The sequence below is a fragment of the Achromobacter sp. FW305-C-30-7 genome (assembly GCF_058783105.1).
This window is the reverse complement of the sequence record NZ_JBYSYI010000010.1, coordinates 69,886-92,925: the sequence shown is the minus strand read 5'-3', so window position 1 is coordinate 92,925 and position 23,040 is coordinate 69,886. Positions and strand designations below refer to the sequence as shown.

28 protein-coding genes are annotated in these 23,040 nt (G+C 63.5%); 16 read left to right on the top strand and 12 right to left on the bottom strand.

Annotated elements, in window-relative coordinates; genetic code table 11:
* The first annotated feature begins 84 nt into the window (after positions 1 to 84).
* From AC3WOB_RS26325 to AC3WOB_RS26250, 16 genes are all read left to right on the top strand, one after another.
* Complete coding sequence (locus tag AC3WOB_RS26325) at positions 85 to 1,749, top strand: phage tail tip lysozyme (protein ID WP_492276643.1); 1,665 nt, start codon at positions 85 to 87, stop codon at positions 1,747 to 1,749.
* Complete coding sequence (locus tag AC3WOB_RS26320) at positions 1,749 to 2,393, top strand: hypothetical protein (RefSeq protein WP_492276642.1); 645 nt, start codon at positions 1,749 to 1,751, stop codon at positions 2,391 to 2,393. The genes AC3WOB_RS26325 and AC3WOB_RS26320 overlap by 1 nt, the downstream gene beginning before the upstream one ends.
* Positions 2,390 to 2,689: a phage baseplate plug family protein gene (locus AC3WOB_RS26315; RefSeq protein ID WP_447059914.1), complete on the top strand. Its 300-nt coding sequence runs from the start codon at positions 2,390 to 2,392 to the stop codon at positions 2,687 to 2,689. The genes AC3WOB_RS26320 and AC3WOB_RS26315 overlap by 4 nt, the downstream gene beginning before the upstream one ends.
* Positions 2,686 to 3,567 (top strand): baseplate hub protein, encoded by an 882-nt coding sequence (locus AC3WOB_RS26310; protein WP_492276641.1) that lies wholly within the window; start codon positions 2,686 to 2,688, stop codon positions 3,565 to 3,567. Before AC3WOB_RS26315 ends, AC3WOB_RS26310 begins: the two co-directional genes overlap by 4 nt.
* The gene (locus AC3WOB_RS26305) at positions 3,560 to 4,291 is read left to right on the top strand and encodes an oxidoreductase (protein ID WP_492276640.1); all 732 of its coding nucleotides are present in this window, start codon (positions 3,560 to 3,562) and stop codon (positions 4,289 to 4,291) included. Before AC3WOB_RS26310 ends, AC3WOB_RS26305 begins: the two co-directional genes overlap by 8 nt.
* 5 nt (positions 4,292 to 4,296) lie before the next feature.
* Positions 4,297 to 4,638, top strand: a complete 342-nt coding sequence (locus AC3WOB_RS26300) for a contractile injection system sheath initiator (protein ID WP_492276714.1) — start codon at positions 4,297 to 4,299, stop codon at positions 4,636 to 4,638.
* A 7-nt stretch (positions 4,639 to 4,645) separates the two neighbouring features.
* Positions 4,646 to 5,857, top strand: a complete 1,212-nt coding sequence (locus AC3WOB_RS26295; protein WP_492276639.1) for a baseplate J/gp47 family protein — start codon at positions 4,646 to 4,648, stop codon at positions 5,855 to 5,857.
* Positions 5,854 to 6,528: a DUF2612 domain-containing protein gene (locus AC3WOB_RS26290; RefSeq protein WP_492276638.1), complete on the top strand. Its 675-nt coding sequence runs from the start codon at positions 5,854 to 5,856 to the stop codon at positions 6,526 to 6,528. Before AC3WOB_RS26295 ends, AC3WOB_RS26290 begins: the two co-directional genes overlap by 4 nt.
* Positions 6,518 to 7,291: a gp53-like domain-containing protein gene (locus AC3WOB_RS26285; protein ID WP_492276637.1), complete on the top strand. Its 774-nt coding sequence runs from the start codon at positions 6,518 to 6,520 to the stop codon at positions 7,289 to 7,291. The genes AC3WOB_RS26290 and AC3WOB_RS26285 overlap by 11 nt, the downstream gene beginning before the upstream one ends.
* 2 nt (positions 7,292 to 7,293) lie before the next feature.
* Complete coding sequence (locus AC3WOB_RS26280) at positions 7,294 to 7,686, top strand: tail fiber assembly protein (RefSeq protein WP_492276636.1); 393 nt, start codon at positions 7,294 to 7,296, stop codon at positions 7,684 to 7,686.
* Positions 7,687 to 7,932: 246 nt separating this feature from the next.
* Complete coding sequence (locus AC3WOB_RS26275) at positions 7,933 to 8,241, top strand: hypothetical protein (protein WP_492276635.1); 309 nt, start codon at positions 7,933 to 7,935, stop codon at positions 8,239 to 8,241.
* A 102-nt stretch (positions 8,242 to 8,343) separates the two neighbouring features.
* Positions 8,344 to 8,754, top strand: coding sequence for a M15 family metallopeptidase (locus tag AC3WOB_RS26270; protein ID WP_492276634.1), 411 nt, complete (start codon positions 8,344 to 8,346; stop codon positions 8,752 to 8,754).
* Positions 8,751 to 9,152 carry a hypothetical protein gene (locus AC3WOB_RS26265; RefSeq protein WP_492276633.1) on the top strand — a complete coding sequence of 134 codons (402 nt, stop codon included), beginning with the start codon at positions 8,751 to 8,753 and terminating at the stop codon, positions 9,150 to 9,152. The genes AC3WOB_RS26270 and AC3WOB_RS26265 overlap by 4 nt, the downstream gene beginning before the upstream one ends.
* Complete coding sequence (locus AC3WOB_RS26260) at positions 9,094 to 9,252, top strand: hypothetical protein (RefSeq protein WP_492276713.1); 159 nt, start codon at positions 9,094 to 9,096, stop codon at positions 9,250 to 9,252. The genes AC3WOB_RS26265 and AC3WOB_RS26260 overlap by 59 nt, the downstream gene beginning before the upstream one ends.
* 34 nt (positions 9,253 to 9,286) lie before the next feature.
* Positions 9,287 to 9,517, top strand: a complete 231-nt coding sequence (locus AC3WOB_RS26255; RefSeq protein ID WP_492276632.1) for a VOC family protein — start codon at positions 9,287 to 9,289, stop codon at positions 9,515 to 9,517.
* Between the two features lie 242 nt (positions 9,518 to 9,759).
* Positions 9,760 to 11,568, top strand: a complete 1,809-nt coding sequence (locus tag AC3WOB_RS26250) for a right-handed parallel beta-helix repeat-containing protein (RefSeq protein WP_492276631.1) — start codon at positions 9,760 to 9,762, stop codon at positions 11,566 to 11,568.
* Positions 11,569 to 11,677: 109 nt separating this feature from the next.
* Here AC3WOB_RS26250 and AC3WOB_RS26245 read toward each other — a convergent pair whose 3' ends face one another.
* From AC3WOB_RS26245 to AC3WOB_RS26190, 12 genes are all read right to left on the bottom strand, one after another.
* Positions 11,678 to 11,929 carry a hypothetical protein gene (locus AC3WOB_RS26245; RefSeq protein WP_492276630.1) on the bottom strand — a complete coding sequence of 84 codons (252 nt, stop codon included), beginning with the start codon at positions 11,927 to 11,929 and terminating at the stop codon, positions 11,678 to 11,680.
* 248 nt (positions 11,930 to 12,177) lie between these two features.
* Entirely contained in the window at positions 12,178 to 13,140 is a 963-nt protein-coding gene (locus AC3WOB_RS26240) for a Bug family tripartite tricarboxylate transporter substrate binding protein (RefSeq protein ID WP_492276629.1), read from the bottom strand.
* A 126-nt stretch (positions 13,141 to 13,266) separates the two neighbouring features.
* Positions 13,267 to 14,445 (bottom strand): CaiB/BaiF CoA transferase family protein, encoded by a 1,179-nt coding sequence (locus AC3WOB_RS26235; protein WP_492276628.1) that lies wholly within the window; start codon positions 14,443 to 14,445, stop codon positions 13,267 to 13,269.
* 31 nt (positions 14,446 to 14,476) lie between these two features.
* Positions 14,477 to 15,757: a TRAP transporter large permease gene (locus AC3WOB_RS26230; protein WP_492276627.1), complete on the bottom strand. Its 1,281-nt coding sequence runs from the start codon at positions 15,755 to 15,757 to the stop codon at positions 14,477 to 14,479.
* Positions 15,754 to 16,338: a TRAP transporter small permease gene (locus AC3WOB_RS26225; RefSeq protein WP_492276626.1), complete on the bottom strand. Its 585-nt coding sequence runs from the start codon at positions 16,336 to 16,338 to the stop codon at positions 15,754 to 15,756. The genes AC3WOB_RS26230 and AC3WOB_RS26225 overlap by 4 nt, the downstream gene beginning before the upstream one ends.
* Positions 16,339 to 16,341: 3 nt before the next feature.
* Positions 16,342 to 17,364, bottom strand: coding sequence for a TRAP transporter substrate-binding protein (locus tag AC3WOB_RS26220; RefSeq protein WP_492276625.1), 1,023 nt, complete (start codon positions 17,362 to 17,364; stop codon positions 16,342 to 16,344).
* Positions 17,365 to 17,392: 28 nt separating this feature from the next.
* Positions 17,393 to 18,361 (bottom strand): SMP-30/gluconolactonase/LRE family protein, encoded by a 969-nt coding sequence (locus AC3WOB_RS26215; protein WP_492276624.1) that lies wholly within the window; start codon positions 18,359 to 18,361, stop codon positions 17,393 to 17,395.
* A gap of 9 nt (positions 18,362 to 18,370) precedes the next feature.
* The gene (locus AC3WOB_RS26210; protein WP_492276623.1) at positions 18,371 to 19,309 is read right to left on the bottom strand and encodes a hydroxymethylglutaryl-CoA lyase; all 939 of its coding nucleotides are present in this window, start codon (positions 19,307 to 19,309) and stop codon (positions 18,371 to 18,373) included.
* Between the two features lie 189 nt (positions 19,310 to 19,498).
* Positions 19,499 to 20,401 (bottom strand): LysR family transcriptional regulator, encoded by a 903-nt coding sequence (locus AC3WOB_RS26205; RefSeq protein ID WP_492276622.1) that lies wholly within the window; start codon positions 20,399 to 20,401, stop codon positions 19,499 to 19,501.
* Positions 20,402 to 20,470: 69 nt separating this feature from the next.
* Positions 20,471 to 22,120 carry a hypothetical protein gene (locus AC3WOB_RS26200; protein WP_492276621.1) on the bottom strand — a complete coding sequence of 550 codons (1,650 nt, stop codon included), beginning with the start codon at positions 22,118 to 22,120 and terminating at the stop codon, positions 20,471 to 20,473.
* 76 nt (positions 22,121 to 22,196) lie between these two features.
* Positions 22,197 to 22,814 (bottom strand): YiiX family permuted papain-like enzyme, encoded by a 618-nt coding sequence (locus tag AC3WOB_RS26195; RefSeq protein WP_492276620.1) that lies wholly within the window; start codon positions 22,812 to 22,814, stop codon positions 22,197 to 22,199.
* Positions 22,811 to 22,978 (bottom strand): hypothetical protein, encoded by a 168-nt coding sequence (locus AC3WOB_RS26190; RefSeq protein ID WP_013395230.1) that lies wholly within the window; start codon positions 22,976 to 22,978, stop codon positions 22,811 to 22,813. Before AC3WOB_RS26190 ends, AC3WOB_RS26195 begins: the two co-directional genes overlap by 4 nt.
* Positions 22,979 to 23,040: the final 62 nt, after the last annotated feature.

The following is a 23,040-nucleotide window of genomic DNA, read 5'->3' as shown; positions in this document are numbered from 1 at the left end:
GTGCCGAGGACCTGTACAACTTGCTTGAGGTGATTGCGGTGGACGCACACAACAGGCGCGTCCTAGCTGAACCGAGGTAATTGCATGGCCACCATCATCGATGCCTTGCTCGTCACTGCGGGGTTCGATCCGAAGCGTTTTGCGGCGGACAGCTACTCCGCTGCGGTCAGCCTGGCCCCAATGGCCCAGAATCTGGATATGAGCACCGAGCGGCTGTCCGCGTGGCAGAAGGCGGCCGAGCGGGCGGGCGGAACTGCTGAAGCCATTTCCGCCCAGTTGAGGGAATCCTCGGTCGAGGTAGCCAGATTCAACCGTGGATCCGCCGCGGACTCGCTACCTGGGTTCTTTCGCAACGGCGGCAATGTCGGCGACCTCAAGGATGGGAACACCTACCTGCTGGCCAGGTCGAGGATCATTGCCGATCTTTACCAGAAGGACAGGGCCCAGGCCGCGCTGGCCGCCCAGGACATGGGCATCAGCGAGGGCCTGTTCAATCTGTTCAAGCGCGGGCCGGACGAGCTCGAACGGCTGCTTCAGGTCCAGGAGAAACGCGCTGCCATCTCCGGCAACGATGCGGAAGCTGCCTTGCAGCTGCGCGACCGGTACCTGGACCTGCGCGACACGTTTGAATCGGTGAGCGTCAAGGTGCTGCTGGCGCTCATGCCGGCGTTTGAGCGGCTTATCTCGCTCGCACAGGGCTGGGGCGATTATCTGCTTGAGAACCGAGACGAAATCGTCGAGTGGGTCGACGGCGCGGCGCAGGCCATCGTGAAGTTCATTGATGCAGTCGATTCGGCGGCGCAGGCGGTGGGAGGATGGCAAAACGTCCTGCTCGTGCTGGGGACGCTCAAGATTCTGTCCTGGGCGAATTCGCTGCTGAGCCTGGCATCTGCCTTGGGAGCCGTGGCTACGGCCCTCGGAACCCTCGGGGGCGCTGGCGCGGCGACAGGCCTGGGTGTGTTGAAACGCTTGGGACCTGTGGCGCTGAGAGCGGCGGGACCTGTCGCGGCAGTCGTCGCATCGTTGTTCGGCAGCAAGGACTTGAACTCAGGCGAGGATGAAACCTTGGCGGCGATGAGAAATCCCGCGCTGAAGAGCAAGGAGGTCGTCGATGCGGTCAGGTACTTCGAGTCCAAGGGCTATGCCCGGGAGGCGGCCGTGGGGCTGGTGGCCAACCTGCAGGCCCAAAGCAATTTGGACCCCAGGGCCGTGGGCGCTGATGGCGTTTCCGCCGGCATCGGACTATGGAATCCGCGACGCCAGGCCGACTTCAAGCGCGTATATGGCATGGACATGCGCGAGTCCACGGTTGAACAGCAGCTGGATTTCGTCGCCAGCGAGTTGGAGAGCACCAGGCGTAGGGCTGGAGTACATCTGGCAGCCGCGACCACCCCGGCCCAGGCCAGCGTGGCCGTGTACCGCCACTTTGGGTTGAGCAAGTCCGAGGGGGCCAGCTCAAGCGAAGAGCGCAAGCTCGCCGCCGCTGCCGGAGCGATCCATGGGACGCTTTCCCTTGAAGATCAGGAACGAGGCGCCGCGGCTGCGGCTACTACAGCTACGGCAGCGCAAGCCAGCGCTGCCGGCATTCCGAGCAGCACGGCTACCACCAACAATTCGTCTGAAACCCATATCCACGGCCCCATCACGATTGTGACGCAGGCGACGGATGGTGCGGGAATCGCTCGTGATTTGGGACGAGTGGGGGGCTCCCAGAATCTCGTCCAACAAGGCAATACGGGGATGTTCTGATGCCACTTATTCCTTTTCCCGATGTCCCGAGCAGTCCTGGCGTACCGGCGGTCTTCCGCGAAGTGACCATTCCTTCCATCTCCGAGCTGGCACGCTTCGGATCGGAGGCGCTGACCGATCTGATCTTCGGTCCTCCTCGCTGGGGCTTGTACGGCGCCGATGGGCAACAGATGCTGGTCTTCGAGACGTTTCTCAGCATCGCCTTCAATCAGGGCGGCCAGATATCCAGCTATCCCTCGGAGCAGGGCGGATTCTCAGCCTTCAACAAGGTCGATGCGCCATTCGAGGCGACCATCAAGCTGGCGCATGGCGGCGACCCGGCATCGCGCAACGTCATGTTGTCCGTGCTGGAGCGCATCGTCGGCAGCACGGAACTGTACACAGTGGTGACGCCCGAGATCGTCTATCCGTCGGCCAACTTGGTGAAGTACTCGTACACCCGCGCCGACAAGAACGGCTCCAGCCTCCTGGTTGTCGATCTGACCCTGCTCGAAGTCCGGCAGACGGCCGTCCCGCTATCGCCGGCCACGCAGGACCCCAGCGGCGCGAATGAAGAGAGCAATGGCCAGGTACAGGCGTTCGAGATTGACGCCTATCCCCGGCGCGACCAGAACAAGGTGGCGGATCTGGAGCCCATCCAATGAAGAGAATTCCCTTGAGACCCGTGCCGGCGCAAACGCTCAGCGTCGTGTTGTCCGGGCAGAACTGCCAGATCGCCGTCCATCAGAAGTCGACCGGACTCTATCTGGATCTTGAACTCGACAATGCGCCTATCGTGACGACGGTGCTTTGCCATGACCGGGTACGGCTTGTGCGGTCTGCCTACCTGGGCTTCGTTGGGGATCTGGCCTTTGTGGACACTCAGGGCCACGCCGACCCGCAGTATCAGGATCTCGGCTCGCGCTTCGTCCTGGCTTACCTGGAGCCGCTGGAACTATGAGCTTCATCAAGCGCCGGCTGGACGTGACCATCAGCCTGGGTAAAGGAAAGTTTGGCGACGAGCAGGGGCCTGAGGTAACGCTCAGCGGCTACCGGACGACGGTGGATATTCCCGCCTACACCGCCTTCGAAAACAGTCCGCTGACCCTGCTGATCCACGGGCTGAATCAAGACCTGATGAACAAGCTGACGACGATAGGACCCGTCATGAAGGAACGCCGGGGAAAGAACCTTGTCCGGATCGACGCCGGGGACGATTCCGGTGTTCCCTGCGTGGTCTACGAGGGAGACATCGTCGAAGCCTGGGCTGGCTATGGAATGGGTGCAGAAGGTAAAGCGGCTGCGGGGGGCGTATTCACGGTCAAGGCCGAGGTGGCCGGGGCCAAGCAGCTAAAGTCCGCATCCGCCAGGTCCTTCCGCGGCGCGAAAAAGGCGCAAGAAATCATGTGCGATATCGCCAGATCGATGGGATACAAGGGTGAAAAAAGCGGGGAGGACTATGTATTGGCCGATCCCTATTTTTCCGGAACCGACATGGACCAACTACGCAGTTGCGCGAAGGCCGCCCGAGTCAACTTCACGATAGACCGCGGCGTCCTGTCAGTCTGGCCGGAGGGCGGATTCAGAAAGGGCGATCCGATTCTCGTGGCGCCGGAAACGGGGTTGATCGGATATCCGGCCTTTACGAGCAAGGGACTCCAACTGACAACGCTCTACAACCCGCATCTTGGGTTGGGAAAAAGAGTGCAAGTCATCAGCACCGTAGAACCCGCGCACGGCGAGTGGATCATTGTGAGTCTGTCCCACAAGCTGGAGGCGGAAGTCCCCGGCGGCGTCTGGCAGTCAGTGGCGGTGTGCGAAAGGAATCTCCATGGCTGAGCAATACGGATACGCAGGTCTGGCGCAAGCCGGCCAGGGCGACAGCGAGTTCGGCGCCTTGCAGTTCCTGATCAGCCAGGCCCTGAATCGAGTCAGTACGGCGACGCTCGTCAAGGTGGTGTCGGTGACGAATTCAGGCGGGCTGTCGCCGGTGGGTTTCGTCGATGTGCAGCCGCTCGTCAACCAGCTCGATGGGGCCGGCAATGCCGTACCACATGGCGTCCTGCATCGCCTTCCTTACTTCCGCCTGCAGGGGGGAGCGGACGCCGTCATCCTGGACCCGAAGGTCGGTGATGTCGGCATGGCGGCTTTCGCGAATCGGGACATCTCGCTAGTGAAGACTTCGAAGGCGCAGAACAACCCTGGTTCCTGGCGTTCGCACGACATGGCGGATGGACTGTATTTCGGCGGTCTGCTGAATGGGACGCCGGTCCAGTACGTGCAGTTCACGGCCGGCGGCATCAACGTGGTCTCACCCTCCAAGGTGACAGTCAGCGCGCCCGACATCGAGTTGAACGCCAGTGCGCAATGCGCGTTGAACTCTCCCCAGATCGTGCTTAACGGCACTGTGCGGCAGGGCGGCGGATCCTTGGGCGGCACGTCCACCTGGCAAGGCGACATGAACACCCTGGGTACGCTGCGCAACAACGGCAAGGACGTGGGCAGCACCCACACACATTCCGGCGTGCAGAGCGGGCCGGCAAATACGGGAGCACCCAATTGAACACCATGCTGCTAGACCGGACGGCCTGGGATCTGGTGCTCGACGCCGCGGGCAATATCGCGCTGGCGTCCAAGGCCTACGCCGTCGCGCAGGACGTCGCCAGCGCCATCAAGCTGTTCAAGGGCGAACTGTTCTACAACACTCTCCCTGGCGTTCCCTACTGGGAAGAATTCCTGGGCCATCAGCCGCCGCTGGCCTTGGTGCGAGAGCACGTCAGGCGTGCCGCGATGACGGTCCCCGAAGTGGCCAGCGCGATCTGCACGCTGACCTCCTATACCGACCGCGCCCTGGCGGGCTACGTCGAGATCACCCTGCAAGACGGAACGACGCATACCGTCAGCTTCTGAGGAAACCATGCCGAACAACTCGAAAGTGCCGCGCGTGCAGTTCACGCCGGAAGGGCTGGTGTTGCCCAACGAATCCGACATCCTGGCCGGCGTCCTGTCCGACATGGACGCCGCGTTCGGCGGCGGGCTGAATCCCGCGCTGGAAACGCCCCAGGGCCAGTTGGCCTCCAGCACCACCGCCATCATCGGCGACAAGAACAACGAATTCGCGGCCTACGTGAACCAGGTCGACCCGGCCTTCGCGCAAGGGCGCATGCAGGACGCCATCGGGCGGATCTACTTCCTGGACCGCAAGCCTGGTACGCCTACCGCCGTCATTGCCACGTGCACAGGCCTGGTGGGAGTGACCATCCCAGTGGGCGCCCGCGCCCAGGCGGTGGATGGCAATCTGTACCTGTGCACCCAGGCGGGAACCATCCCTGCCAGCGGGCGCATCGTTCTTCCCTTCGCCTGCTCGGTCGATGGACCGGTGGATTGCGCGCCTGGTGCACTGAACCAGATCTATCAGGCCATCCCCGGTTGGGACTCGGTGTCGAACGCAGACGCCGCAACGGTGGGCAGCCATTTGGAAAGCAGGGCGGAGTTCGAGGCGCGTCGGCGGCAGTCGGTGGCGCTGAACGCGCGCGGCTCGATCCCCGCGATCTACGCCAATGTGGCGAACGTGGAGGGCGTCATCGATGTTTATGTGACAGAGAATGATCTCGCCGTGCCGAAGACGGTAGGCGGCGTCGTCCTGCGTCCGCATTCCATCTGGGTGGCGGTGACGGGCGGGGAGGCAGCGGATATTGCCGATGCCATCTGGCGCAAGAAGAGCAACGGTTCCGACTACAACGGCAACACCTCCTACACCATGGAGGACAAGGAGGGGTACGCCTATCCCTACCCGTCGTATGTCGTGACATGGGAAACGCCTGCGGCATTGCCCGTGCGTTTCGCGGTGCAGCTGGCTGACAACCCGGCCCTGCCATCGGACATTGTGGCTTTGACCAAGCAGGCGATCGCGGACGCCTTCAACGGCGGGGATGGCGGGCAGAGAGCGCGTATCGGTTCGACCATTTATGCGAGCCGGTTCTATGCGCCCATTTCGGTGCTGAGCCCGGCGGTCTCCATACTTTCCTTGCTTCTGGGGGCGGCAACGCCGTCGGCCGCCAGCCTGGCCGTTCCGATCAACCGCCGGCCCACGGTGACGGCGGATGATATCTCGGTGACCTTGATATGAGCGTCGCGCCGAAGTCGGGGCTGGTGGCCCGCACCCTCATCAGCCAGTACGCCAACAGTCCCACGCTGGTCCAGTTGATCAACGACATGGACGACTACATCAACCCGGACGCCGATTTCGACGCCTTCCATGACTTCGTCTGGAACGTCGAGACCGCGCAGGGCTTCGGGCTGGAAATCTGGGGCAGGATCGTCGATGTCGGCCGGATGCTGACCATCCCGGGCGACGTCACCTACCTGGGGTATGACGAGGCGCTGAACTGGCAGCCCTTCGACCAGGCGCCGTTTTACACGGGCGAGCAGGCGACGCAGACGTATCGGTTGGCCGACGATGCGTATCGCACGCTGATCCTGGTCAAGGCACTGGCCAATATTTCGGATTGCACTTCGCCCAGTTTGAACCGACTGCTGTCGAAACTGTTTGCGGGGCGCGGGCGTTGCTACGTCTCGGACACCGGAAAGATGGAGTTCCGCTATGTGTTCGAGTTTGCGCTGGCACCCCATGAGATCGCCATCCTGACTCAGTCCGGCGCGATACCCAAGCCGGCGGCGGTCCTGGCGAACATTCTGCAGGTCGATCTTTCCACCACGTTCGGATTCCACGAGGCGCTGATGCAGCCGTTCGGCTCGGGCGTATTTTTCACTTCTTCGGGGCTTATCAATGCAAGCTAGCAATGCACCCAGCAAGTCCGCTATTCCGTTTGCGGAAGGCGGAACTAAAAACACCATTCCGATAGCATCGCAGATCGGCGTCACGCCGGGCATCGCATCCTTTACCGACGGGTTCCCCCCGTTGACGATGACCCCCTTGACGGCAGGAGGTGTGCCGCCCCATGGCGCCGACTTCAATGGCATCTTGAATTTTCTCAGCGCGGCCATTCGCTGGAATCAGGCCGGGGGACGATATGCCTATGACGCGACTTTTTCCGCGTCAGTCGGCGGTTCGCCGAAAGGCGCTGTTCTGGCGGCGATGTCCGGGGCCGGAGGATGGTTGAGTCTGGTCGACAACAACACGACCAACCCGGACTCGGGTGGCGCAAACTGGATTGCGCTACCAGCGGGGATCTCTTCCACCGTTCAGGCGCAAGCGTTGACGGACGACACCACGGCATTGACGCCTAAAAAACTCGCGGATGCGTTTAAGGGCGCGAACCAATCCACTGGCGTCGCCGGCTACCAGAAATTGCCTGGTGGGATCATCGTGCAGTGGGGCAACACCACGCCGACCGCGTCCACCGGAGATGTGTCTACCCCGTTTCCGATCGTGTTTCCGACCGCCGTGCGTACGCTTATTCTTTCTCCCGGAACTACTTCAAACATGGCGACGGCCACTTTCGGATCTCTCAGTACCGCGAGCTTCGGGAGTTCCATATGGGGGGCGGCCGGTTCGCGCGGGGCTGGCTTGACGGGCTTTTTCATTGCGGTAGGGGTGTGACCATGAAATATATGCTGTTCGATGATTCGGGACGACTCGCAGGCCGTTACGATTCCGAAATTCATGGCGACAACATCCCCGAAGTGGCGGTCCCCGTCTCGGATGAATTATTTTTCCAGACGCTTGGCGAGGCGGACGGGGTTTGGACGCGTGACGAGAATACTGGCGATGTTTCGAAACAGCCGTTTCCTCAGCCCTCCATTGCTGAGCTTGCTCAAGCTGCACGGTTGGACCGAGACGCCCGATTGGCGGCGTCTGATTGGGTTACCTTGCGCGCATATGACTCCGCAGCCCCGGTGCCCGATGCTTGGCTCGATTACCGCGCCTCGCTCCGTGACGTCCCGTTGCAATCCGGATTCCCGCAGTCCATTGATTGGCCGCAGCCCCCCGTGTGACGGTAGACCCACAACTTCGACAGGATCCCGAGCCCGCTTCTGCGGGCTTTTTTCGATGCGGCCGGTATGGACACACGCCTGTGCGTGCAAGTGCCGCCATGAGCTGGCCCCAATGGATGAAGTGAGGCGTCACTGCATGAAGGTGGGGCGCAACTGAACCACCATATGCGGAACCGCATGTACGGTGGTTTGGGAGGGCGGAGAGGGGGTATCCCTCACGCTTACCCAATCCTACGAGGAACGAGATTGAACATCCAAGATTTCGACGCCCTCGCGGCAAAGCTCGCTGGCGTGCTGGGCGCGGTGGTGTCGATGCGCTACCTGCAAGGGTCGTGGCCGGTGCGGTTAAGCATGGCAGCTAGTGGCTCATTGGTCGCCTACTACGCATCGCCGTACCTGTCGCTGCTGCTGGGCATCCCGGAGGGGTTGGCCGGGTTTCTGACCGGCATGTTTGGCATGGCTATCGTCTCGCGCGGCTGGGAGGCGGTGCAGGCGGCCCCCATAGGTGCGCTATGGCAGGCCGTTATTGACCGCGTGCGCGGAAAAGGGACATGACGTGGAAGGCTCTAGCACTTTGACGCTTTGGGTGGTGCTGGTCATGTCGGTGGCTTTCCATGTCGTCGCGGCGACGGCCATGCATATTCGGAGGCCCCGCCAATGAACACGTTTCAGCTATCTTCACGCAGCCTGAGCCGCTTGGTCGGCGTGCATCCCGACTTGGTCGCGATCGTCCAACTGGCGATTCAGCGCACACCCGTCGATTTCACAGTGGTGGAAGGTGTGCGGACCATTGCGCAACAGCGCGAGAACGTCGCCAAGGGCGCCAGCCAGACAATGGCCAGCTACCACTTGCCGCAGGTGGATGGCCTAAGCCATGCCGTCGACCTGGCCCCTCTGATTGACGGGGCGATTCCCTGGAGCAACTGGCAGGCCTTTGCCGATTTGGCCGTTGTGATCAAAGCATGCGCGGCGGAACTCGGAATTCCCATGGAATGGGGAGGTGACTGGAAAACGCTCAAAGACGGGCCGCACTTCCAGATTCCCCGCGACTGGAAGGGGAGCGCGTGAATCCCTCCTTGCGCGCCTTCGCGCCATATCTGATCGGAGCGGCCCTGGTAATCGTCATCCTCCTGGGCGTGCGTTGGTATGGCGCCAGCCAGTACCAGGCCGGCATCGACCAGGCAAACACCGATCACGCACTGGCCGAACTGGCCGAGTTCAAGCGCCAGACAACACGCCTGGGCGGGATCGCCGACACCCTGGAGGGCGCGCTCGCCGCGCTGCGCAACACCGCGCCCAAGACCATCGAGAGATATAGCCGTGTCGAGATCCAGAGCCCTTTGCCTGTTGGCTGCCGCATTGACGCTGAGCGGCTGCGGCACATCAACGAAGCCGGCCGCCTGGCCAATTCTGCCAGCCAATCTGGCCCAGCCGTGCCTGCCCGTGCTCGAGGTGAGCAGCGATAACTGGGACGATCTGGCGCGCAGCTATATGGCATTGGCTGTTCAGTATGGGGAGTGCGCGGCACGGCATCGCGCGGTGGTGCAGGCGTGGGAAAAAACCTAGTGCGGCTTGGGCATTTTTCCGAAGGCGTCGCCCGTTGACCGCGCCGTTGGGAAGGGGGATCAGTTTCGAGATCGATGTACCCGCCGTGGAGCCATTTCTTGCCGCGCTTGCCAGCGTTGAATGGCCGTTGTTCCGGGACCCGACGGCGCAGTGGTATCGCGGCAATGACATTGAAATCGGCGTGCGCGAGTTCCTGGTGCAGGATCCGGACGGCTATTTGCTTCGTTTCTCGGCGCGAATCGGTGAACGAGGGCATTCCGGCTGAGATTGCCGGCCGCATTATGGATGCGGTCAAGACCAGATTAAATCGATACCGAAATAGTTGGCCCGCCCTTGGCGGGTTTTTTTCGTCCCTACGGGAGGTAGCCATGTAGACCAGAGGCGCAAGCATCGCCATGGAATGGCGTTCCTTCTGATGGGAAGGCGGCACCGCGATGTCCCTGCCGGCCCATTTACTTCGGGAAATATCCCTAGACCTGCTTCGGCAGCTTGCCGTGAGAAATCCAAATGAAGATCAGCAAATTTTCCCTGCAGCAATTGAAAGACTCAGTCGAACATTCGTCAGCCATTGAACGCTCTACCAGCGACTCCGCGGCTGCTCCTATTCCGGAGCCGGATATCGGCGCGTTGGGAGCGATGGCGACTCACTCCATTGATGTCAAGAATTTCGGAGCGATCGCGGATGGCTCTCTGCATACGCTCGCTGAGCGCTACGCCACGTTGCCCGCGGCTCAAGCCGACTATCCTTTCGTAACGTCACTGACGGCGTCCATCGATGGCGCAGCCATTCAAGCGGCATTGGATGCGGCTTTCAGTAGCGGGATCGGCCAAGTCCAATGCCAGGGCGGAACCTACGTAATCAATTCGTCGATCTACATGCGCGCCGGCGTGGAGTTGATTGGCGATGGCAAGACCGTCATCACGCAACCTGATGGCTTGAATCTGCTCACCCTGATCGAATTTGGTTCCGCGGATGGAGCGGGGCTGCGCAGGTGCACGATCAATGGCAACCGCAACAACAACTCCGTGGACTACAACGCCGTTCTTGTTCACGTGCGCGCGGCCAATGACACGAAGATCTACGACAACGTGCTCGTTGGTGCATGCGGATACGGCATCGCGTGCAATGGGGCGCGCATGAGCGTCGTCGGGAATCGCATCGAAGACACGTTCATGCACGCCATCGGTGTGTACGGAACCGTGGGCCAGGAGTCCCGGCACCTCATTCTTCAGAACCGTATCGTTCGCCCCGGGGCCGGCGGCATTCTGCTCGGTACTGCCGACTACAGCATCATCGCGAGTAATTCGTTCTATTCGCCCATTATTGGCGGGCGCGGCGGTCGGCTGCGCGTGAATCTCGTTGGCGCAACCGTGACGTGGGTGTCTGGTCCAAACTTCGCGAGTGTCCGGGCGGGTGAAGTGCTGGTCATCGACGGAGGTAAGGAATTCCGCGTCATGGCGAAGGTCAGCGATACGGTGTTGACAATAAATCCGGAAGGTAGCGCCCTGACGTTGACGAACGAGCTTGCCGCAATCGGGTGTGGTGACTGGATAGGCGTGATGAGTCAGTTTTGTCGGATTACGGACAATATTCTGGTCGGTGGCGCCACTTTTGGCATTGGTTGCACGGTGGGCGACAACGCCGTAAGCACGGTTGGCAACGAAATTGAGGGGAATACCCTGAGGGGACAGGGCAAGCATGCTTTGGTGGTGGGCTGGGACGTAGGGGCAGGTGGGGTCTACGACACCGTCTTGCGCGGCAACATGATCTACAACGCCGGGGATGCCGGCGGGAACAGCATGTACGATCGTATCCCCATTTATCTGTCCGGCCAGGATCTGGGCAAGGTGAGCGGCGTTCTTGTGGAGGGAAATTACGTTGTTGGCCCGGATGGTGACAGCCGCTGTCCGCATTGGATGGGTACGGACCTGAAGCTGGAGTACGGGTCGGTGCTTGTTGGCCGGAACTACTCAGTCCGCATGGCGAATCCGGGGATTTTTAATGACGTGGTATCCGTGTCGCTGTCTGGTTGGGGGAGCTCGGCCAACGCCACTGACATCGTTTCCTATGGCCACTCCGTCCGGATGACGATCAATTGCTCCGGCTCCGGCGTCACCGGGGGTCCGTCCTTCACCGTCAACAAGATCTGCGACAGTGCGGAGCAACCCGCCATGGTTAAGGCCGACATTGTGAGTACCAACGGTACGCTCGGACCGATGTGGGGTGAACAGATCACCGGGGCGGGACAGTGGCGTGCCACCTACTACGGTACACCGGCCGCAGGGAACATTTTCGTCATCACCACACGCGCTTGAGTAATGGAAAGCGCGAATTCAGGATGACTGAAGTGCAATGATGATGCGGGGCTTCGGCCCCGCCACCTTAAGCAAAAGCCCGCAAGCGCAAGCCGCGGGCTTTTCATTCCTACCCTTCAAAAGGACTCTTCTTCTTCCTGCGATTCACCGGCCGGAGGATTTCACCTGATTTGAGCCGGTACACGTCTTTACCCTCCCAGATCACGGTGCCGCCGGTGGACAGGCGGCATTGCAGCACTATGTGTGGATCGGGACTGTCGTCCGTCGCGGGTTCTTGAATGATATGTCGCTCGATCCGGTATTGGTCTCCAGCTGCCGAGACCGCAATCACATCCTCCAGTCGTCTACATGAGATTGACATGATGAGCCTCCTTCACTGCGCCACGTTGAAACCTGTGGTGCCGAGGTCATCGTCTCGATTGGCCGTATCGCTGTCAATGCTGCTGGGGCCCATCATCCAAGCGTATGCACGGCGCTTCCCAGGGAGCGTCGTGCATACGCATGAGGCGGTGCATGCGTTTGATCTAGGCTGTTTTCAAGGCCGGGCGGGCGTTGAAATGAAGTCGCGGTTTGATGTATCGGCAGTCGCCGCGAAGCCTGGACTCGACCTTATTCAAGCTTCACATTGGCGGACTGGATGACGCCGCGCCACTTCTTGTAGTCTGCCGCGATGGTCTGCGAGAACTGCGCGGGCGTGGTGGGCATGGCAGTTGCGCCTTGCGCCGCCAGCGCATCCTGTACATCCTTCAGCGCGAGGATCTTGTTGAGTTCCGTGTTCAGCGTCTGGATGATGGGCTTGGGGGTGTTCGCGGGGGCCAGCAGTCCGTACCAGACCCGCACGTCGAAATCGGGATAGCCGGATTCGGCGATGGTGGGTACGTCGGGCATGGCCGGGCTGCGCTTGAGCGAGGTCACGGCCAGCGGGACGGCGCTGCCGGCCTTGATCTGCGGTGCGGCCGAGGGGATGGACGTGAAGATGACGGGCACCTGGCCGCCGAGCAGGTCGGCCATGGCCGGCCCCGATCCCTTGTAGGGCACGTGGACGAGCTTGATGCCTGCCTGGAGCTGCAGCAGTTCGGCGGCCAGGTGGGTGATGGTGCCCGCTCCCGGCGAGCCGTAGTTGATCGTTCCCGGCGCCTTCTTGGCGGCAGCGATCAGGTCCTTGAGGGATTTGTACGGACCGTTCTTGCCGGCCACGACCACCAGCGGGGCTTCGCCGACGATGCCGATGGGCTCGAAGTCCTTGACCGGGTCATAGGCCAGCTTGGCGTAGAGCGAGGGGGCCACGGCCAGGTTGTCGACCTGGCCCATGACGATCTCGTAGCCGTCGGGCTTGGCGCGCGCGGCGGTGGTGATGCCTATGGTGCCGCCGGCGCCGGGACGGTTCTCGGCGACGACGTTCCATTTGACCGAGTCGGACAGTTTGGCGGCGACGGTGCGCGACAGGAAGTCGGTGCCGCCGCCAGGGGTGAACGGCACGATCACCCGTATGGGCTGGTTCGGGTACTGCTGTGCGGCGGCGGGGGCGCAGGCGGCGAGCGCGCAGGCCGAGAGCATAAGGGCACGTAGCATGGTTGAGGTCTCCATTCCTTGGTGGGCGCGTCCGGTCGTGATCGCCAGACGTCGGTTACTGCGGATGCTGCTGATGCGTACTGCGGGTTCGGTTGCCGCGGGCGGCCATAAATAAGGTCATGCTCGCTAGACGGCTCCAGTCTCGCGAAGTTCCCGGATCCGGTCGCGGGACAGGCCCAGTTCCTCCAGGACCGCGTCGGTGTCCGCACCTAGCGCGGGCGCGGCGCTGCGGGCCTGGCATGGGGCCTCGGCGAATTTGATGGGAAAGCCCAGCATGCGCACTTGCTGGCCATCGGGATGCGGGACGTCGATGGCCATTTGCTGGTCCGCCACCTGCGGATCGTCGAAGACTTCCTGCAGGTTCAACACTTGCCCGCAAGGCACGCCATACTGGTTCAGGCGTTCGATCCAATAGTGGCTGTCCCTTTGGCGGGTGCGTGCTTCGATGGCGCTCTTGATGGAGGCGCGGTTCAGCATGCGGTCGGCGTTGGCCCGGAAATCCGGATGCGCGCGCAGTTCGGGCAGTTCCAGCGCGTCCAGCAGTTTCTCGTACATGGCGTCGTTGGACGGAGCGATCGCGACCTGGCCGTCGGCGGTCTCGAACAGCCCGTAGGGCGCGACGATGCCGTGGTCATTGCCGGTGCGCGGGGGCAGCTCGCCGCTGGCGAAGTAGTTCGACGCCTGGAAGCTGAGCAGTCCTATCATGCTGGACAGCAGGCTGACGCTGATGGAGTCGCCGCGGCCGGTGCGTTCGCGGCGCAACAGCGCGGCGACCACGCCCAGCGCGCCGTTCAGGCCGGCGACCAGGTCGCTGATGGGCGGGCCGGCGCGCATGGGCGGATCGTCCTCGCCGCCGTTCAGGCTCATGAAGCCGCTCATGGCCTGGGCGATGAAGTCGAAGGCGGGTCGGTCGCGATAGGGACCGGAGGTGCCGAAGCCGTTGATGCTGCAATGGATGATGTCCGGTCGCAGGGCTTTCATGGCCTCGTCGCCGAAGCCCATCTTGTCCATGATGCCGGGTCGGTAGTTCTCGACCACGACGTCGCAATGCGGTATCAGCTGGCGCAGGATGTCCTTGCCTTCGGCGCTGTACAGGTCCAGCGTCACCGAGCGCTTGTTGCGGTTGTAGTTGGCGAAGTACCAGCTCAGGCCGTCCTTGACCACGCCCTGGCGGCGGATAGGGTCGCCTTCGCCGGGGGCTTCGATCTTGATCACTTCTGCGCCCATGTCGGCGAGGATGGAGGTGCAGTACGGTCCCGAGATGATGCGGGTCAGGTCCAGGACGCGGATTCCGGTAAGTGGCATGGTGTGCATCTGCTCAGGTTTTGGTTTTCGGTCAGCCGCCCAGTCCCGGCAGCCATAAGGTCAATGGAGGAAAGGCGCAGATCAGCGCAAGCACGATCAGCGACCAGATGAAGAAGGGAATGATCTCGCGCACGATGGGGCCTATCGGAGTGCGGCCCACGGCGGATGTGACGAACAGCAGGATGCCGACAGGCGGGGTCAGCATGCCCGTCATCAGGTTCAGGATCAGGACCATGGCGTACTGTATGGGGTCCATGCCCAGCTGGACTCCGATAGGCAGCAGCGCCGGCAAGGTGATGATCATCGCCGGCAGCGGCTCCAGGATCTTGCCCACCAGGATCAGGAACACGTTCACCGTCAACAGCACGACCCAGGGCTGGTCGGAAATGCCCAGTATGCCCTGGGCGATGGTGGCCGCCACGCGCGACTCGCTGATCAGCCAGCTGAACGGACCTGCGGCGGCCAGCAGGAACAGGACCACCGCCATGGTGCGTCCGGCCGAGTAGAACGCCGCCCCCAGTTCGGCCGGCTTCAGTTCCCGGTACACGGCCAGGCCCACGAGCAGGGCGTACATGGCAACGAACGCGGCCGCTTCGGTGTCGGTCAGGAGGCCGAAGCGTATGCCGGCGATGATCAGGACCGGCATCATCAGCGCCCAGATGGAGGCGCGCGTGACCTTGGCCCGTTCGGGCCAACTGGCCCGTGGACGCGATTTGTAGCCGTGCCGCCGCGCCTGCCAGGCGCAAATCGCCATGTAGCCTGCCAGCAGCATGAAGCCGGGAATGATGCCGGCCAGGAACAGGCGGATGATGGAGAGGTTTGCCAGCACCGCGTACACGATCATCGGGATCGACGGCGGCAGGATGGGCCCCAGCATGGCGCCGCAGGCGATGACGGCCTCGGGATAGCCGCGGCGGTAGCCCTCCCGCTTCATCGAGGGGATCATCGCGGTGCCGATGGCGCTTGCATCCGCCACGGCGGAACCGCTGATGCCGGCCATGACCAGGTTGGTGGTCAGGGACACTTGCGACAGGCTGCCGCGCATGTGTCCGACCATGGCCATGGACCAGTTGATGAGCCGCAGCGTGACGCCGCCGCGGTTCATGAGTTCGCCCGCCAGGATGAACAGCGGAATCGCGACCAGCGCGGTCTCGTCTATGCCGCCCAGCATCGAGAGCGGAGCCTGCGCGATATCGACCCCGCCGCCGCCCTTGAACAGCATGCCGATCAGGGCCGCGGTGATCATGGCGAAGCCTATGTCCAGCCCCACCAGGATGAGCACAACGAAAAGCACGACGGAGAAGAGGATCATGGATGCGTTCCCTGAGTGTCCAGCTCGTCGTGCGCGAAGGCGTCATGCGGCGGGGGAGCGTTGGGGATCAGCAGGCGCAAGGCCAGGAACAGCATGAAGAACACCATGCCCACGGTCAGCGAGGCGTAGCTGACCGCGTAGGTGAACGGCGTTCCCACGATGTCCTGGAAGTTCCCCACGGCGACCACGTCCAGGCCCTTGTAGAACAGGGTCGCTGCCAGTGCCAGCAGCAGGGCATCGAACAGGCGGTCGCGCGCGCGCCGCAAGCGTTCCGGCAAATGGCGGTCGATGATGTCTATCACCACGTTGCGGCGTTCGCGCAGGGCCATGGCGGCGCCGACGAACGCACACCACAGCATGCCTATGCGGGCTACCTGGTCCCAGGCGTCGAACTGCGTTTTCAGCAGATACCGGTCCAGTACCTGGGCGAAGCAGAACACCAGGATCATGGCCAGGGTGAGGGCGACAGCGAGCCGGCCGATCCAGCACACGGTGCGGTCGGCTCGCAGGACCAGGCCGCGCCAGCCGGATGTGGCGTGAGCCGCCGGGCGCACCGTCGTCGCGGGCATGGGCGCGGCCATCTGCTACTCCTGCATCTTCTGGATGCGCTCGACCATACCGGCCGGCCAATCCTTGCCTTCGTACTGCTGATAGACGGTGGCCAGGGCCGCCTTGAACGCGGCCTTGTCGGGCTGCGTGTACGTGACACCGGCTTGCTTCAGGATCTTGACCGCGTTGTCGTCCAGTTCCTGGTCGAGCTTGGTGGCGACCTTGCCGCCGGCCTTGGCCGCCTCGGTCAGCGCCTGGCGCTGCTTGGCGTCCAGGCTTTGCCAGACGCGCTCGGAAATGAACCAGCCGGTCAACTCGTAGGCGTGATCCGTGGCCGCCCAGTACTTGGCTTCTTCATGGAAGCGCAGCGGAATCGACAGGTCGAAGCCGTTGTCCTGGCCGTCTATCATGCCGCGGCCCAGCGCGGTGTAGATCTCGGTCATGCCCAGCGGCACGACCTGTGCGCCGAGCTTCTCGAAGGTGGTTTTCAGGATGGGAATGGACGGAACGCGCAGCTTCAGGCCCTTGACGTCCTCGGGCTTGTTGATCGGGCGCGACACGGTTTGCAGCGCGCGCGGCGAGCGTATGCCGAAGGCCGCGAATACCCGGACCCCGGATTTCTTGGCCACGTCGTCGAAGATCTGGGCGAACTCGTCGCTGTTGATGATGCGCTCGGCCTGTTCGCCGCTCTTGAACAGATAGGGCGCGTACAGGATGTTCAGCGGCTGGGCGCCGCGCAGGAACACGACGGAGCCCAGGCCGAAGTAGCCCATGTCCAGGGTGCCCAATTGCATGGAAGACAGGATCTTGCTGATGTCGCCCAATTGCCCGTCTGTGTAGATGTGCACTTGCAGGTCGTTCTGGGATTGCTTGGCGGCTTCCTCGGCGAAGGCGCGCATGGCGTGGTCCCAGGGGCTGTTGGACGCGGCGATGGTCGCGATCTTCATTTCCCGCGCCTGCGCCTCGTCCATGGGCGCGAACACCCCGGCGAGGGTTACCGACAGCGCCAGCAGGGATGCCGAGGCGCGGACCAGGAACGGCGAGTGTTTTTTGTTCATGATGTCTCCTCCGGAATGCGGATCCGGCCTACCAGTTCCAGTGCACGGGCTTGATGCCCGCTACCGGCGAATCGAACACTGCCAGGCTTGAACCATTGATACAGCCCATGTATGCGGTCTTGCGGTCGGGGCCGCCGAACGCCAGGCTGGTGATGTTCTGCAGCCGCTTGCTGTGGTTGTCGTAGACCATGGGGCGGCTCAGGCGGTTGGCCAGGTACTCGGCCTCCAGCCGATCGATGTGCGCGGCGTCGCCGTCTTCCAGCACGAGTTGCTGCTCCCCTTTGGGGCTGACCCGTATCACCCGGTTGGAGACCACGCTGACCACCCAGATGTGGCCTTCTTCATCGACCGCCATGCCGTCGGGATAGGTGCCCTTGCCGAACTCCGTGATGACCGTGCGTTCGCTGAGGTCGCCGTTGGCGCCGATGCGAAAGCGCAGCAGGCGCCGGCCGAAGGTTTCGTTGACGTACAGGTGCGTGCCCGCGGGATCGGTACGGCATTCGTTGGTCCAATGCACGTCCTGCGCGACGATGCGCGTGCCATGTTCATCATGCAGGGCGATGAAGCCGTCGGCGATGTCGCGGCGGAACTGGTGGTCGCCGCGGCGCACGGTGCTGACGCAGATCCACAGACGTTCACGGTCGTCCAGCCAGACGAAGTTGACGCTGGGCAGGCCCACGCCGTCGATCTCCATGATGTGAGGCGCGGCGGCGCCGTCGCGCTGCACGCGCCAGACGCCGCCGTCGTCGGCCAGGTTCGCCACGGCGAACGAGCCGTCGCGCAGTAGCGCGAAGCCGTTGGGGATCAGGCCAGGCTGGGCGCCGATCAGGCGGGCGTTGCCGTTGGGCAGGATGTGACGTATGCCACCGGCCTTGTCCGACACGTAGAGATCGCCCGCCGCAGTGCTCAGCACGCATTCGGGGCGGTTCAGGTTGACGCCGGTCTCGCGCACGGCCGAGAGGCCGATCAGCGGGTCGCGATTCGATTCTCTGTCCATGCGGCCTCCTTAACCGATCGCGCCGGCGGCGACGTTGTAGTCGTGCAGACGCAGGCGCGGCCCCGCCTTCATCAGCTGGCCGGGCAGGCCGCGGCCGACGATGCCTTCCAGCCGCTGGGCCACCTTGATCAGCGCGCCCAGGTCGATGCCACTGTCCACACCCATCTCGTCGAGCAGGTAGACCAGGTCTTCAGTGCAGATGTTGCCGGTGGCGCCGGGTGCGAACGGACAGCCGCCCAGCCCCGCCAGCGAGGATTCGTAAGAGGTGACGCCGGCGCGCAGGCCTTCCACCACATTCACCAGACCGATGCCGCGCGTGTTGTGGAAGTGCAGCGAGATCTTGACGTCGGGATGATCGGCGCGCAGCGCTTCCACCGTGCTGCGCACCAGTTTGGGCGTAGCCATGCCGGTGGTGTCTCCCAGCGTCACGGCGTCGAAGCCCTGCCGGACGAAATGGTCGAAGATGGTCCGGATGCGGCCCAGGTCGACGTCGCCGTCGAAGGGGCAACCGAAGGCGACGGCGATCGCGCCCTTGCGCTTGATCGGATGGCCCTTCAGCAGTTGCGCGATGTCCTCGATGTCGCGCAGCGACTGTTCGACGGGACGGTTCAGGTTCTTGGTGTTGTGGCTTTCGGTGGCGGACAGGAACACGACGATCTCGTCGGCCTGCGATTGCAGGGCGCGTTCGACGCCCTTGCGGTTGGGTGCCAGCGCGCCCAGCACAACGCCGGGGCGCTTGCGCACGCCCTGCAGCACTTCCTGGGCGTCGCGCATCTGCGGCACGGCGCGCGGCGAGACGAAGGACGTGGCTTCGAAGTGCCGCACGCCTGCATCTATCAACGCGTTCAGGATCTGGATTTTGGTGTCGGTGGGCACGAATTCGGACTCGATCTGCAGTCCGTCGCGCAGGCCGACTTCCACGATTTCGACTCGGTCTGGAAGGCTCACGGCTTCGGTCTCCTGGCGCCCGGATCCTGCGCCCGCAGGGGCCTTGCGCGGCGATGTCCGGGACATGGGTTGTCGGCCACCATCTTCTGCGATGGGACCCAGGCAGGACAAATCGTGAATCTTCGGCGGGGTATCGCGAAATGCGATGGCTGGAGCCGGATGCTTCGCGCGCGGGCAGACCTGGTTGCCTTATTGCTGCGTTGCGGCTTGGACGATCAGGTGATCCAGCAGCAGCCGGGCGGCTCCCGACAGCGATTCGTTGCTGCGCACGCACAATTTCAATTGGCGGCGCGCCCAGGCATCGGTCAGCGGAATGATGCAAAGCTCGTCACACACGTACGCGGACAGGGCCTTGGTGGGCACGATGCCTATCCCCAGGTCCGCGCGCACCATGGATACCAGCGCGTCATAGGATGTGACCTGGAAGCGCAGCCGAAGCGAGCGGTTCATGGAGGCGGCCTCGCGCGTGAACAGATAGTTTGCGGCGCTGCCCCGGTGCATGCCCACGTGGTCGTAATCCAGCGTATCGGCGAACGATACCTGCCGGTGCCGCGACAAGGGATGCCCCGCCGGCGCCACCAGCGCCATGACGTCGCGATGGTAGGGAAATATGTCCAATCCGTTCTCGTCATCGGACTGCGTGTAGACGCCGATGTCGGCAGCGTTGTCGATCACGGCGCGCGTGACGCCGGCGCTGACGGATTCCTCCAGATCGATCTGCACATTGGGATGCTGCGTCAGGAAGCGGCGCAATTCCATGGGCAGGAACTGGGCGATGGAGGACAGGTTCGCCGCGACGCGCACGCGGCCGCGCAATCCGGTGGAGTAGTCGCGGATCTCCGCGGCCAGATCCTGGGTTTGATGCAGCAGGGTGCGTGCGCGCCGCGCCAGCGCATGCGCGGCGCTGGTCGGCTCCACGCCGCGCGCATGGCGCTGGAACAGCGGCACGTCCAGGACGCGTTCGAGCTCGGACAGGCGCTTGGAGAGCGCGGATGGCGCGATGTGCTCGCGCGTGGCGGCAGCGGCGATGCTGCCTTCTTCCAGCACTGCCAGGAACACCTGCAGGGTATATAGATCCAGACGAGGGGTCATGGGTAGCTGCGCATAGACACGTCCGCGAGGATAGCGGGTGTCTCGCGCGGCGGACCTAGGGGATTACGCCTAGCCGATTTCCACCCAGCCCGACGCCGCGTCCTGGGCCAACAGCTCGCCGATGGTGGTTACTGCTATCCGGCCGTCGGCTGTTCCCAGGGCCAGTTGTTCGCCCTGCGCGTCCATGGCGTGGACCAGCGTAGGCAGACCGTCCAACCGCATTGCGGCGCGCAGCCGGACTGCGCCCGACGCGGCGTCCAGCAGCAACAGGCCGCCGTCCAGGAATGCGGCCGCGATCAGTCCGGGGCGGGGCAGGAATATGACCGCGCTGGCCGACGCGGTGGTTGGATGGCGCCAGAGTTCGCGGTCGCGCTCCAGCGGCTTGCGGTATATGAAGCCGGCGCAGGCGACGTGGACGGCGGGAGAGTAGTGCCGGCCGCTGACGACCAGGCCGGCGCCTTGCGCATCCTCGAGATAGCAGCCGCAAAGCTCCATGGCGTGGCTGTCGGGCTTGCCGTTGGCCTTGAGCACGGGCCAAAGCGGTTTGATCTGGCCATCGGGCGCGACCATGCACAGGCGCTTGGCCTCGTGGGAGCTTGCGGGTGTGCCCTGCACGCAGAACAGCGACGGTGCGCCGCTGATGCGGATGTAGTGATTGAAGCAGTCGTAGTGTCCCAGGTCCACGCGCCGTTCGGCGCCCGAATGCAGGTCGCGCAACCGATCCTGCGCGTTCCTGGCCGCGGGGACGCGGTTCATGCGCCCCAGCAATATGGCGGGAGCTGATGCCGAGAATGTGAATTCGCCGTCGTACTCGGCGACGAGGTTCAGTCCTTCGTCCGTCAGCGAGTAAAGCCTGGAGTCCTGGCGCCACGTCATGCCGGGCCGGTTCGAAGGCTCCACGACGTGCACGTGGATGCCCGCCGCCCGGATGATCTCGGTTCCGTATCCGGCGCCCGTGTATGTTGCTATCGGGCCGCCGCCGGTGTCATGGATCTCGAGCAGGCAACCGTCGTGCGCTACGGCGATGCGTTGGTGGTCCAGCCAGGCGAGATCGCGGATCGCGCCCCGGTTCGCCAGCTCGGGCAGACCGAGCCATTGCGCAAGGCGGGCCTGGGGCGCCGGCGTGTCGGCGGACGGCTCGTCCGCTGATGAGCCCCCATCGCGGGAGAGTTCCAGATCCTTGGAGCAGGGCGAGGACCAGCTCGCTTGGTCGTAGGGGATGCGCACCGCAAACAGGGTGTTGAACGCGGCGTCGTGTACGTCCTCGGGCAGTCCCTCCCACTCCTCGTCCCAGGGCCGGACCCACGCTTCGATCTGGTCGCCGGCGGCGTTGTAGGCGCAGCGCACGACTTCGGGGATGCGGTTGAAGAATCGCTGCCGCAGGCCGCTATGCCAGTCCCAGGCGAGCAGGTCGCCTTCGAACAGGTAGCCGCCGTCATAGCTGCCGGCGCCAATCGCAACGACGCTCTGGGCCGGATGGAAGGCCACGTCGTTGACGGGGAAGCGCAGATCGTCGAGGGCGGCGAAAGGGGCGAGGCCGCCACGGCGGTACAGGGCGACGCGGTATCGCAAGGCTTGTCCGCCATAAGCGGCGCGCGCACGCGGATTCGCCAGCAAGGGAAATTCGGAAGCCACGGCGGCGATTTCGCCGGTCGGGTCGAAAAAAACTCCGGTAATCTTGCCGCTGCCTCGCAGCGGCGGATCCGTGATCATGGCCATTGCCAGTTCTCCGCGCGGCTGCGCCTTGTCGATGCCGAATGCTAGCGCAGCTTGCGCAGTCGTTCCGCCTGCGCCGCTAGCGCTCGGCCACCGTCCGGAGCAGGGGGGAATCGAACATGGCGGCAGGCGAAATGATGGGCTCATCCCAGGGGATGTCCCGTCCGTAGCGTTCCTGCATCTTGGCGCGCACCGCCGGGGATGAAAGGTCGAAGCGCTTGAGCGGCGCGAGCGCCCCGATTTCCACGCCCAGCGTGCGCTGGTAAACCTTCCAGACCAATTCCGAGCAGTAGATCCTGTCGTCCGACCAGGCAAACACCAGGTCGTAAGGCTTGCCCACGAACGCGGCGCCGGCGTTTGCCAGCTGCGTCCGCGCGGCAGGCGTGAGCCGCGCATCGTCGCGCAGGCGCTTGATCACGTAGTGGCCGCGTTCGCCTTGCGCGGCCCATTGTTCGAGCGGCGTGTAGCTGACGCTGGCCGCGGCTTCCAGCACATAGGGGGCGCCCTGGCGCATGACGATCATGCCCATGTGGCTGTATGGCGAATGCGTGGCCTGCTGGATGGCCAGGCTTTGCGCAGAGCGGGATTGCTGGAATACCAGGTCGCCCGTCTGGACATCGGCGGTTGCGGCTGCGGCCAGGGAAAGCGCGGACAGTACGGCCGCGGTGGCGGCGCGCGCCCACGGCGCCGGGCTCATGTGCGAGCCCGGCTGGCGGCCGGCGTCTCCTTCTTGGCGCGCGGTTTGGCCGCGGGTTTGGGGTCTTGGGCGGGAGCGTCGAACTCCTGTTTGTTGCGTTCGCCCCGCGGGGTATTTTCCGGATGCGGCTTGGGAAAAGCCCAGGGCTTGGTTTTCTGATCCATTGCATGTACTCCTTGCACAGGCGGAACAGTAGCATTAGCCGTGGCGCTGGGTAAGTGAGGGT